The following is a 12,215-nucleotide window of genomic DNA, read 5'->3' as shown; positions in this document are numbered from 1 at the left end:
TGTGGTTCGGATCACCCACGCAGATAAGCTGAAAGCCTTTCCCGCTCAGCGGACATTTCTACTGCTGGCCAATGGACTGCAAATATTCCGAGCGGTCATCGCTGCGCTGTGCCACGCAGGTATCCCAGGCTGCCTGGAATGCCTTGCTGCCAGGCTTCTCGGCATAGGTCTCGACCTTGCAATCGGCATCGCGCAGCTGCGTCCACAATTTCTCGGCGGCCTCCATGCGCCCGACCAGCGCCGTTGCCTTGTCGCCTTCATCGGCATACTGGTCGCGAATGCGCTGGATCAGGTCGTCATACGCCGATTTCAGCTCGCGCTCGGCGGTCTGCTTGTTGAATGCCGCACAAGCGAAGGTCTGCTGGTCGCTCTCGACGTTGTCGCACGGGGTGCTTTCTTCCTCGCTGGCGTGGGCGCCCGAGACGACCGCCAGCAGTACCAGCCATGCCATTGATTTCATCCGTTTTCTCCTTAACAAGGCTGACGAATCGGCTGGATTCTCGCTCAGCCGCAGAGAAGACGATAGCTCCCAGACGAAATGTTCATGAAACGGCGTGGGATGTCGTTATCGAGACTGTCTCTCATCCCCAGGCGGCGTGCCAGAGGCCGCGATGTCGCGCATTGACGCTTTCGGCAAACCCCCTGTCGTTTTTGCATCGGGGCGCCTTTGGGCACAGGCATATGCTGGCCCCAAAGCGCCGGCAGAAGATTCGGCGCGGCCCAAATCAACAAAGGGGACAGCCTGATGAGCCCAGCCGAACTTCACGCCGACAGCATCGTCATCGACGGCCTGATCATTGCCAAATGGAACCGCGAGCTGTTCGAGGACATGCGCAAGGGCGGGCTGACTGCGGCCAACTGCACGGTGTCGGTCTGGGAAGGCTTCAAGGCGACCGTTGACCAGATCGCCGCCAGCCAGAAGCTCATCCGCGACAATAGCGACCTGGTGATGCCGGTACGTACCACCGCCGACATCCGCAAGGCCAAGGAACTGGGCAAGACCGGTATCCTCTTCGGCTTCCAGAACGCCCATGCGTTCGAAGACCAGATCGCCTACGTCGATGTGTTCAAGCAGCTGGGCGTGGGCATCGTGCAGATGTGCTACAACACCCAGAACCTGGTCGGCACCGGTTGCTACGAGCGTGACGGCGGCCTGTCGGGCTTCGGCCGCGAGATCGTTGCCGAGATGAACCGCGTCGGCATCATGTGCGACCTGTCCCACGTCGGCTCCAAGACCTCCGAGGAAGTCATCCTCGAATCGAAGAAGCCGGTCTGCTACTCCCACTGTCTGCCTTCGGGCCTGAAGGAACACCCGCGCAACAAGTCGGACGCGGAGCTCAAGTTCATCGCCGACCACGGCGGCTTCGTCGGCGTGACCATGTTCGCGCCGTTCCTGGCCAAGGGCATCGATTCGACCATCGACGACTACGCCGAGGCCATCGAGTACACCATGAACATCGTCGGTGAAGACGCCATCGGTATCGGTACCGACTTCACCCAGGGTCACGGCCAGGACTTCTTCGAGTACCTGACCCACGACAAGGGCTACGCCCGTCGCCTGACCAACTTCGGCAAGATCATCAACCCGCTGGGCATTCGCACTGTCGGCGAGTTCCCCAACCTAACCGAGACCCTGCTCAAGCGCGGCCATTCCGAGCGCGTGGTGCGCAAGATCATGGGCGAGAACTGGGTCAACGTCCTCAAGGACGTCTGGGGCGAGTAAGCCGCTCTCCAAGCCTGATAGCCCCTGCCAGCAACGCCGGGGCACCCACATAAAAATTTTATGGAGTTGAGTTTCCATGGCCAAGATCGCCCCGCAATTGCCAATCGAAGTCGACAGCGAGACCGGTGTCTGGACCAGCGACGCCCTGCCGATGCTGTATGTGCCACGCCATTTCTTCGTCAACAACCACATCGGCATCGAGGAAGTGCTGGGCGCCGACGCCTACGCCGAGATCCTCTACAAGGCCGGCTACAAGTCCGCCTGGCACTGGTGCGAAAAGGAAGCCGAATGCCATGGCCTGGAAGGCGTAGCGGTGTTCGAGCACTACATGAAGCGGCTTAGCCAGCGTGGTTGGGGCCTGTTCGAGATCCAGGACATCGACCTGGATAAAGGCACCTGCAGCGTCAAGCTCAAGCACTCCGCCTTCGTGTACGTCTATGGCAAGTGCGGCCGCAAAGTCGACTACATGTTCACCGGCTGGTTCGCCGGCGCCATGGACCAGATTCTCGCTGCCCGCGGCAGCAAGATCCGCACCGTGGCCGAACAGGTCTACGGCGGTTCGGAAGAAGGCCACGAAGATGGCCTGTTCGTTACAAAGCCGTTGTAAGCCGGAGATAGCGTCATGGCATTCGAAGCAATGTTCCAGCCGATTCAGATCGGCAAACTGACCATCCGCAACCGTGTACTCAGCACTGCGCACGCCGAGGTCTACGCCACTGACGGCGGCATGACCACCGACCGCTACGTGAAGTACTACGAAGAGAAGGCCAAGGGTGGTATCGGCCTGGCGATCTGCGGCGGCTCGTCTGTTGTTGCCATCGACAGCCCGCAGGAATGGTGGGCCTCGGTCAACCTGTCGACTGACCGCATCATCCCGCACTTCCAGAACCTTGCTGACGCCATGCACAAGCACGGCGCCAAGATCATGATCCAGATTACCCACATGGGCCGCCGCTCGCGTTGGGACGGCTTCAACTGGCCGACCCTGATGTCGCCGTCGGGTATCCGTGAACCTGTGCACCGCGCCACCTGCAAGACCATCGAGGTGGAAGAGATCTGGCGCGTGATCGGCAACTACGCGCAGGCTGCGCGGCGTGCCAAGGAGGGCGGCCTGGACGGCGTGGAACTGTCGGCCGTGCACCAGCACATGATCGACCAGTTCTGGAGCCCACGGGTCAACAAACGTACCGACGAGTGGGGCGGCACCTTTGAAGGCCGCATGAAGTTCGGCATGGAAGTGCTCAAGGCCGTGCGTGCCGAAGTCGGTGACGACTTCTGCGTCGGCATGCGTATCTGCGGTGACGAGTTCCACCCCGATGGCCTCAGCCACGAGGACATGAAGCAGATCGCCGCGTACTACGACGCCACCGGCATGCTCGACTTCATCGGTGTGGTCGGCTCGGGCTGTGACACTCACAACACCCTGGCCAACGTCATCCCCAACATGAGCTACCCGCCGGAGCCGTTCCTGCACCTGGCGGCCGGCATCAAGGAAGTGGTCAAAGTTCCGGTGCTGCACGCGCAGAACATCAAGGACCCGAACCAGGCCACGCGCATTCTGGAAGGCGGCTACGTGGACATGGTCGGCATGACCCGTGCGCACATGGCCGACCCGCACCTGATCGCCAAGATCAAGATGGGCCAGATCGACCAGATCAAGCAGTGCGTCGGTGCCAACTACTGCATCGACCGCCAGTACCAGGGCCTGGATGTACTGTGCATCCAGAACGCCGCGACCTCCCGTGAATACATGGGCGTGCCGCACATCATCGAGAAGACCACCGGCGTCAAGCGCAAGGTGGTAGTGGTTGGCGCAGGCCCCGCCGGCATGGAAGCAGCCCGCGTGGCTGCCGAACGCGGCCACGACGTGACCCTGTTCGAGAAGAAGGACCAGATCGGCGGGCAGATCACCATCGCCGCCAAGGCGCCGCAGCGTGACCAGATTGCCGGTATCACCCGTTGGTACCAGCTGGAGCTGGCGCGCCTGAAGGTCGACCTGCGCCTGGGCACCGCCGCTGACGTGGCGACCATCCAGGATCTGCGCCCGGACGTTATCGTGCTGGCGGTGGGTGGCCATTCGTTCCTTGAGCAGAACGAGCACTGGGGCGCCGCCGAAGGGCTGGTGGTCAGCAGCTGGGACGTGCTCGACGGCAAGGTCGCACCGGGCAAGAACGTGCTGGTGTACGACACCATCTGCGAATTCACCGGCATGTCGGTGGCCGACTTCATCGCCGACAAGGGCAGCCAGGTCGAGATCGTCACCGACGACATCAAGCCGGGCGTGGCCATGGGCGGTACCACCTTCCCGACCTACTACCGCAGCATGTACCCCAAAGAAGTGATCATGACCGGCGACATGATGCTGGAAAAGGTCTACCGCGAAGGCGACAAACTGGTGGCGGTGCTGGAGAACGAATACACCGGCGCCAAGGAAGAACGCGTGGTTGACCAGGTTGTGGTGGAAAACGGCGTGCGTCCGGACGAGCAGCTGTACTACGCGCTGAAGGACGGTTCGCGCAACAAGGGCCAGATCGACGTGGAGGCGCTGTTCGCCATCAAGCCACAGCCGATCCTCAGCCAGCCGGGCGAGGGCTACCTGCTGTACCGCATCGGCGACTGCGTGGCCCAGCGCAACGTGCATGCGGCGATCTACGACGCCTTGCGCCTGTGCAAGGACTTCTGATCGCACCGCCTCTGTAGAGGCGGGACTGGCCCCCCTGTAGGAGCGAGCAGAGCTCGCGATGGCGTCAGCCTTGGCAACCGGGTTGTCTGATCGGGCGCTATCGCGAGCGATGCTCGCTCCTACAGGGGTCCGCGCCGCCCTTGAGGCGGCGCAAGAATCCAGCTGTTGTGGGAGCCTCCCATGTTGAACACCCTTCTACCCATCCTGCTGTTCGCTGCCCTTGGCCTGGCAGTGCTCGGCGCCCTGCGCCGGGTGCGCATGTGGCGGCGTGGCCGGCCGTCCAAGGTTGACCTGATCGGCGGCCTGCTGGCCATGCCGCGGCGCTACCTGGTCGATCTGCACCACGTGGTCGAGCGCGACAAGTACATGTCCAAGACCCACGTGGCCACTGCCGGCGGCTTCGTGCTGTCGGCGGCGCTGGCGATCCTGGTGCACGGCTTCGGCCTGCAGAGCAAGATCCTCGGCTACGCGCTGCTGGTGGCCACGGTGATCATGTTCAGCGGCGCCATCTTCGTCTTCAAACGCCGCCTGAACCCGCCTTCGCGCCTGTCCAAGGGCCCGTGGATGCGCCTGCCGAAAAGCCTGCTGGTGTTCGCTGCCAGCTTCTTCATCGCCACCTTGCCGGTCGCTGGCATCCTGCCGGCCAACACCGGTGGCTGGGTGATGGTCGGCATTCTCGGCCTGGGCGTGCTGTGGGGCGTGTCGGAGCTGTTCTTCGGCATGACCTGGGGCGGCCCGATGAAGCACGCCTTCGCCGGTGCCCTGCACCTGGCCTGGCACCGCCGCGCCGAACGTTTCGGCGGTGGCCGCTCCACCGGCCTCAAGCCGCTGGACCTGGAAGACCCGAACGCACCACTGGGCGTGGAAAAGCCAGTGGACTTCACCTGGAACCAACTGCTCGGCTTCGATGCCTGCGTGCAGTGCGGCAAATGTGAAGCCATGTGCCCGGCGTTCGCCGCCGGCCAGCCACTGAACCCGAAAAAACTTATCCAGGACATGGTCATCGGCCTGGCCGGTGGCAGTGACGCCAACTTCGCCGGTAGCCCCTACCCAGGCAAGCCGATTGGCGAGCACAGCGGCAACCCGCACCAGCCGATCGTCAACGGCCTGGTCGACGCCGAGACGCTATGGTCGTGCACCACTTGCCGCGCTTGCGTCGAGGAATGCCCGATGATGATCGAGCACGTCGACGCCATCGTCGACATGCGTCGCCACCTCACCCTGGAAAAGGGCGCGACCCCGAACAAGGGCGCCGAGGTGCTGGACAACCTGATCGCCACCGACAACCCTGGCGGCTTTGCGCCTGGCGGGCGGATGAACTGGGCGGCCGACCTCAACCTGCAATTGATGTCGGAGGTGAAGTCCACCGAGGTGCTGTTCTGGGTCGGTGACGGTGCCTTCGACATGCGCAACCAGCGCACCCTGCGTTCGTTCGTCAAAGTACTCAAGGCGTCCGGCGTGGACTTCGCCGTGCTCGGCCTGGAAGAGCGCGACAGCGGTGATGTGGCGCGCCGCCTGGGCGATGAAGCGACCTTCCAGCAACTGGCCAAACGCAACATCCAGACCTTGGCCAAGTACAAGTTCCAGCGCATCGTCACCTGCGATCCGCACAGCTTCCATGTGCTGAAAAATGAATACGGTGCCCTCGGTGGCGAGTACCAGGTGCAGCACCACAGCACGTATATCGCCGAACTGATTGCGGCCAGAAAGTTGAACCTCGGCCAGCACAAGGGCGGCAGCGTCACCTACCACGACCCGTGCTACCTGGGCCGTTACAACGGTGAGTACGAAGCCCCGCGTGAAGTGCTCAAGGCGCTGGGGATCGAAGTGCGCGAAATGGAGCGCTCGGGCTTCCGTTCCCGTTGCTGCGGCGGTGGCGGCGGTGCGCCGATCACCGACATCCCTGGCAAGCAGCGGATCCCGGATATGCGCATGGACGACATCCGCGAGACCCAGGCCGAACTGGTGGCCGTGGGTTGCCCGCAGTGCACCGCGATGCTCGAAGGTGTGGTCGAACCGCGGCCACAGATCAAGGACCTCGCCGAGCTGGTGGCTGATGTGCTGATCGAAGAGGAAACTCCCGCGGCCCCAAAGTCGCCAACGGTTAAACGCGAACCTGCGGAGGTGCATTGATGAGCGAAATCATCCGCCGCGACCCACGCGCCGAGTGGATCGCCCGTAACCGTCTGCATCCGCTGCATGCGGCGATGCAGACGCAACAGACCCGCTGGATGGGGCCAAACGGCCTGATTCGCAAGAACCCCCATGCGATTGCCGCAGGTTTCATCGGCCCTGCCGGCCTCAAGCGCATCGACCGCAGCGGTGCCCAGCAGGGCACCGGTGTCGGTGGGCGGCGTACGGCGGCAGCCGAAGTGCAGCTGCCGCTGCATCAGGTGCCGGCGCCGGCGTTCTATATCGCCGTGGTGCCGGACATGGTGGGCGGCCGCCTGAGCAGCCACGACCGCGACCTGCTGGGCCTGGCCCATGGCCTGGCTGGCAGCGACGGCGCAGTGCTGGCAGTGGTGTTCGGCGAACACAAGGAAAGCAACTTTTCCACAGCCGGTGTCGATCGCCTGCTGGTACTCGAAGGCGAGGAATTTGAAGGTTATGCACCGGAGCAACTGGTGCAGGGCCTGCGCGCTGTGGATAACCAGTTCGCACCGCGCCACTGGTTGCTGCCCGACAGCCGCAGCGGTGGCGGCGAGCTGGGGCGGCGCCTCGGTGCGTCCCTCGGCGAGCGCCCGGCAACGCGGGTCTGGCAGGTCAAGGACGGCCAGTGCATCGGCCGTGCCGGTGCCGGCCAGCAAGACCTGCAACGCGCCGTGCCACGCCTGATCCTGGGCGCGGCGGAGTGTGCCGAGCCGGTCAGCGAAACCCGCCACGAAGCGTTGCCGGTGGAGTTGTCCACAAGCGTGGTGCGCAGCCTGTCGCGCATCGAGGACCTGGGTTCGGTGGCCGTCGACCCGGCGACCATCGCCATGGCCGAAGCCGAGTTCATCGTCTCGGGCGGCAACGGTGTCAAGGATTGGGACCTGTACCACAAGGCCACGGCGGCCCTCGGCGCCACCGAAGGCGCCTCGCGGGTGGCGGTGGACGACGGCTTCATGCCGCGCAACCGCCAGGTCGGTGCCACCGGCACCTGGGTGACTGCACGCGTATACGTGGCTGTGGGTATCTCGGGCGCGATCCAGCACCTGCAGGGCATCGGCGCCTGCGACAAGGTGGTGGCGATCAACATGGACCCAGGCTGCGACATGATCAAACGGGCTGACCTGTCGGTGATTGGCGACAGTTCGGCGATTCTCAAGGCATTGATCGAGGCTGTGGACAACTTCCGCAGCGGCGCTCAACGCGACGCGGCATAAGGGCACGAGCATGAGTACGAAAGTGATCAGCCTGGTTTCCATCGGTGCCCACCCCAGCTCTGGTCGCGCCCGTCGCGCCGAGCAGGATGCCCGCGCCGTGGAGCTGGGCCTGCAGCTGGCTGGGGATAACTTGCAGGTGGTGCATGCCGGCGACCCGCGGGAGGAAGCACTGCGCGCCTACCTGGGCATGGGCCTGGACCATCTGGACGTGCTGGAACAGCCGGCTGGCGCCGATGTGCTGGGCGTGCTGGGTGATTACCTGCGCGATGCTGGCGCCCAACTGGTGCTGACCGGCAGCCAGGCCGAGACCGGCGAAGGGTCTGGCATGCTGCCGTTCCTGCTGGCCGAGAAGCTTGGCTGGCCGCTGGTGGTGGGGCTGGCCGAAGTGGAGTCGATCGAAAATGGTACTGCCCAGGTGCTGCAAGCGCTGCCACGCGGTCAGCGGCGTCGGCTCAAGGTGCGGCTGCCGTTATTGGCCACTGTGGATAACGCTGCGCCGAAGCCGCGCCAGAGTGCATTCGGCCCGGCACGGCGGGGTTTGCTGGCAGCGCGCAATGTGGCGATCGTTGAAGATGAACTTCTGGCCGAAGCCGAATTGCAGCCAGCGCGGCCACGACCTAAGCGCCTCAAGGTGATCAAGGCCAAGAGCGGTGCGGACCGGATGAAGGCGGCCACCGCCAAGGCCAGTGGTGGCGGCGGCAAGGTGCTGAAGGATGTTTCTCCACAGGACGGCGCCGAGGCCATCCTCAAGCTGCTGGTAGAGGAGGGCGTGCTGCGCTGAGCCTGCCTGCGCTTTTTGCAGGAGCGCCCCGGCAAGGCCGCTCCTGCAAAAAGCGGTTACTGCCGGACCACGTTGAACGCCCAGCTCGCCAGCGCTGCGGTCACCGGCATGAACGACACCCGTTCCCCCGCCGACAATCCTCCATTCTCTATCGCACAGCGCAACACCAGGTAATCCCAACTTTGCCCATCAGCGCTGATTACCCCCATCCCATGGCCCTCATCGAACCATTTCACAGTTCCAGCCAAACGCCTGTGCATAAGTTGCTCCTCAGTAATATCAAAGTAGTGGCCAATACTGAAGTACAGGGGCAATTGGGCGAAACTGACAAAAATGTCAGTTGCTTCGCAGTTTTGCCCACGGATTCTGTTCGCCACTATGTGGATAAAGTGTTTGCGCTTCGCTGGGGCCCTTGCCTGGCGCTGGCTAAGCGGGAGTGGTCAAAATATGATCAGCGGCACGGATAATGAAAACAGGCAGCTGCAGAACAGGCGAAGCCAAGTTTCCCACAATCACTGTTGGTGGGCTTGTGGATAATCTGTTTGGTAACAGCTGAAGGCCGCGAATTATGGGTGCTCTAGCGTGTTGTTCAATAAATGATCAAAAGGCTGCAGTTTCGCGCAGAGTCAGCATTTTCAGTCAGTTGTGCTGCTTACCCACAGAGTTTCACAGATCAAAATGCAACTGCGCACAAAAACTGTTGGCGCTTCTGTGGACAAGATGTTCGATATAGGCTGTAAGCCTTTAAATCAGAGGGTTACAGTGTTTTGATCAAATAATGATCGATTGTTGTTTGGGGGTATTGCTGAAGTGATTGCATTGCTGTCCACAAGGGCTGTAGCTAAAGCTGTGGATAACGTGTGAAGAAGCCCTGGATTGTCATGTAAAACGCCACGGCGGTTAACCCGGCCGTGGCGTTTTCAGTACAGTTGAACCATTACTGCGCTTGCACTTCCTTCAGGTAGGGCGCTGGCTCCGCACCCAGGTTGTTCAGCACCCGCTGGCTGTACCAGTCGATGAAGTTGACCACGCCGAACTCGTAGGTCTTCGAGTACGGCCCAGGCTGGTAAGCCGTGGAGTTGATCCCGCGCTGGTTCTCTTCGGCTAGTCGGCGGTCCTGGTCGTTGGTGGCATCCCACACCTTGCGCATGCGCTCCGGGTCGTAGTCCACGCCTTCGACGGCATCCTTGTGCACCAGCCACTTGGTGGTGACCATAGTCTCCTGGGCGCTGATCGGCCACACGGTGAAGACGATCATGTGGTCGCCCATGCAGTGGTTCCACGAGTGCGGCAGGTGCAGGATGCGCATCGAGCCCAGGTCCGGGTTCTTGATGCGGCCCATCAGCTTCTGGCAGGCCTGTTTGCCGTCCATGGTCATCGACACGGTGCCCTTGAGCAGCGGCATGCGCACGATGCGGTTACGCAGGCCATGGCTCTTGTGCAGGTACGGGATCTTTTCGGCTTCCCAGGCGGCGGCGGAGCTGGCCACGTGGTCCTTGAATTCCTGGCTGGCGCGCGGGTCGTTGGTGTCGTCCCATTCCAGCAGGGTTTGCAGCAGTTCCGGGTGCGAACCGGAGCAGTGGTAGCACTCGCGGTTGTTTTCCAGCACCAGCTTCCAGTTGGCCTTTTCCATCAAGGTGGTCTGCACCGCCACCTTGGTGTTTTCCATGTCGTACGGTTCCATGTAGTGGTCCAGGGTGGCCAGGAACTCGTCGATGGCAGGCGGGTTTTCCGCCAGGCTGATGAAGATGTAGCCGCCTGCGACCTTAACGTGCACAGGCTTGAGGCCGTACTCCTTCATGTCGAAGTCGGCGCCCATTTCGGTGCCGGCAAACAGTAGGCGGCCGTCCAGCTCGTAGGTCCACTGATGGTAGTGGCAGACCAGCTTGGCCACCTTGCCTTTGTCGCTCACGCACAGGCGCGAGCCGCGGTGGCGGCAGACGTTATGGAAGGCGTGCACCTTACCTTCAGCACCACGCACCACCAGGATCGGGTTCTTGCCGATCTGCAGGGTGATGTAGTTGCCCTTGGCCGGGATCTCGCAGGTCATGCCGGCGATCAGCCATTCCTTCTGGAAGATCTCCTGCATGTCGATCTGGAACAGACGCTCGTCGGTGTAGAAAGGCTGGGGCAGCGAGTAGGTGCGCTCGCGGGTCTGCAGCATCTCGGCGGTGGCCTTGCGTGCAGGTTCCAGTGGATCGCCCAGGCTCAGGGTTGCGGTGACGTCCATCGTGTATTCCTCGGGGCCGCGTGCGGCCGGCAAAAGGTGGCTAATCGTTGTTGTGGTGCCGCAAGGCTGCTTTTCAAAAACAGCAGTTCGTTTTGCCGTGGAGTGTGCGTCCGAAGACGCCATGAACCGTATCCATGGGCGACATGGCCGATTTGAATTACGACGCGCCAGCCCTTGTAGCGCGGGGCTGGTCGCGATAAGCACGCCGATGTCGCTGGCAGGAATGTACGCAGCCTTCAGCTTGCGCATTATCCAAGCCATAAAAAGGGCCATAGTCGGCCGCTGGAGATGAACATGTCCGATACCTTCCTCAATCCGGTCACCACCCAGACCTGGGCCAACGGCCGCCACATCGTGCGCTGCGTCAAGGTCATCCAGGAGACCTGGGACGTGCGCACCTTCTGCTTCATGGCCGACCAGCCGATCATGTTCTTCTTCAAGCCCGGGCAGTTCGTCACCCTGGAGCTGGAGATCGAAGGCAAGCCGGTGATGCGCTCGTACACCATCTCCAGTTCGCCGTCGGTGCCCTACAGCTTCTCGATCACGGTCAAGCGCGTGCCGGGTGGGCTGGTGTCCAACTTCCTCCACGACACCATGCACGAAGGCGCCGAGCTGCCGGTACACGGCCCGGTGGGGCTGTTCAACGCCATCGACTTCCCGGCGGGCAAGGTGCTGTACCTCTCCGGTGGCGTGGGCATTACCCCGGTGATGTCGATGGCGCGCTGGTTCTACGACACCAACGCCAACGTCGACATGGTGTTCGTGCACAGTGCCCGCTCACCGAAAGACATCATCTATCACCGTGAGCTGGAACAGATGGCTTCGCGCATCCCCAACTTCAGCCTGCACATCATCTGCGAGAAGCACGGGCTGGGTGAGCCATGGGCAGGTTATCGCGGCTACCTGAACCAGCGCCTGATGGAACTGATTGCGCCAGACTACATGGAGCGCACGGTGTTCTGCTGCGGCCCGACGCCGTACATGAGTGCGGTCAAGCGCATGCTTGAAGCGGTCGGCTTCGACATGAAGAACTACCACGAGGAATCGTTCGGCGCGACGCCACCGGAAGCCAAGGCCGATGCGGTGGAGCATGCCGAGCAGGCAGCCGATGCGCCGGAAGTGGCGGCTTCGGACCTCAATCTGGTGGAGTTCATCGGCAGCGAGAAGAGCATCCGCGTCGCCCCGGGCGAGACCGTGCATGCGGCGGCGGCGAAGGTCGGGCTGATGATTCCGAAGGCCTGCGGCATGGGCATCTGCGGGACTTGCAAGGTGCTCAAGCTGGGCGGCGAAGTGGAGATGGAGCACAACGGCGGGATTACCGAGGAAGACGAAGCCGAGGGCTACATCCTGTCGTGCTGCAGTGTGCCGAAAGGGGATGTGCGGATCGATTACTGATCCGAAATTGCCGGGGCCGCAAAGCGGCCCCAGTTACT

General features: G+C 62.5%; 10 protein-coding genes. 7 read left to right on the top strand and 3 right to left on the bottom strand.

All coding sequences use genetic code 11. The features are described from left to right. Positions 1 to 58 precede the first annotated feature (58 nt). Positions 59 to 460: a lysozyme inhibitor LprI family protein gene (locus tag ACOKS3_RS27705; protein ID WP_103448642.1), complete on the bottom strand. Its 402-nt coding sequence runs from the start codon at positions 458 to 460 to the stop codon at positions 59 to 61. A gap of 285 nt (positions 461 to 745) precedes the next feature. Between ACOKS3_RS27705 and ACOKS3_RS27700 the strand changes: the two genes are divergently transcribed. The 6 genes from ACOKS3_RS27700 to etfB all read left to right on the top strand — a co-directional run bounded on the left by ACOKS3_RS27700 (position 746) and on the right by etfB (position 8,552). Beyond that, on the top strand, positions 746 to 1,723 hold the full coding sequence (locus tag ACOKS3_RS27700; protein WP_009682902.1) for a dipeptidase: 978 nt from the start codon (positions 746 to 748) through the stop codon (positions 1,721 to 1,723). A gap of 76 nt (positions 1,724 to 1,799) precedes the next feature. Further along, positions 1,800 to 2,330 carry a DUF5943 domain-containing protein gene (locus tag ACOKS3_RS27695; RefSeq protein WP_008091518.1) on the top strand — a complete coding sequence of 177 codons (531 nt, stop codon included), beginning with the start codon at positions 1,800 to 1,802 and terminating at the stop codon, positions 2,328 to 2,330. Positions 2,331 to 2,345: 15 nt separating this feature from the next. Then, a complete protein-coding gene (gene dgcA / locus ACOKS3_RS27690) occupies positions 2,346 to 4,406 on the top strand; it encodes a dimethylglycine demethylation protein DgcA (RefSeq protein WP_103448643.1) in 2,061 nt (686 codons plus the stop codon). 180 nt (positions 4,407 to 4,586) lie between these two features. Further along, positions 4,587 to 6,539 carry a dimethylglycine demethylation protein DgcB gene (dgcB, locus tag ACOKS3_RS27685; protein WP_103448644.1) on the top strand — a complete coding sequence of 651 codons (1,953 nt, stop codon included), beginning with the start codon at positions 4,587 to 4,589 and terminating at the stop codon, positions 6,537 to 6,539. Next, entirely contained in the window at positions 6,539 to 7,771 is a 1,233-nt protein-coding gene (gene etfA / locus ACOKS3_RS27680; protein WP_422764453.1) for an electron transfer flavoprotein subunit alpha, read from the top strand. The genes dgcB and etfA overlap by 1 nt, the downstream gene beginning before the upstream one ends. Positions 7,772 to 7,781: 10 nt before the next feature. Beyond that, a complete protein-coding gene (etfB, locus tag ACOKS3_RS27675) occupies positions 7,782 to 8,552 on the top strand; it encodes an electron transfer flavoprotein subunit beta (protein ID WP_103448646.1) in 771 nt (256 codons plus the stop codon). 56 nt (positions 8,553 to 8,608) lie between these two features. On the opposite strand, the gene ACOKS3_RS27670 is transcribed toward etfB, so the two are convergent. Together ACOKS3_RS27670 and gbcA are read right to left on the bottom strand one after the other, a co-directional pair. Further along, positions 8,609 to 8,812, bottom strand: coding sequence for a S1 domain-containing protein (locus ACOKS3_RS27670; protein WP_103448647.1), 204 nt, complete (start codon positions 8,810 to 8,812; stop codon positions 8,609 to 8,611). Positions 8,813 to 9,489: 677 nt separating this feature from the next. Continuing rightward, on the bottom strand, positions 9,490 to 10,782 hold the full coding sequence (gbcA, locus tag ACOKS3_RS27665; RefSeq protein ID WP_103448648.1) for a glycine-betaine demethylase subunit GbcA: 1,293 nt from the start codon (positions 10,780 to 10,782) through the stop codon (positions 9,490 to 9,492). 294 nt (positions 10,783 to 11,076) lie between these two features. On the opposite strand from gbcA, the gene gbcB reads away from it, so the two are divergent. Further along, complete coding sequence (gbcB, locus tag ACOKS3_RS27660; RefSeq protein WP_103448649.1) at positions 11,077 to 12,177, top strand: glycine-betaine demethylase subunit GbcB; 1,101 nt, start codon at positions 11,077 to 11,079, stop codon at positions 12,175 to 12,177. Positions 12,178 to 12,215: the final 38 nt, after the last annotated feature.

Source organism: Pseudomonas sp. HS6-2 (genome assembly GCF_049325675.2).
In the GTDB taxonomy this organism is placed as follows: Bacteria; Pseudomonadota; Gammaproteobacteria; order Pseudomonadales; family Pseudomonadaceae; genus Aquipseudomonas; species Aquipseudomonas putida_N.
This window is presented reverse-complemented; position numbering and strand designations above follow the sequence as displayed.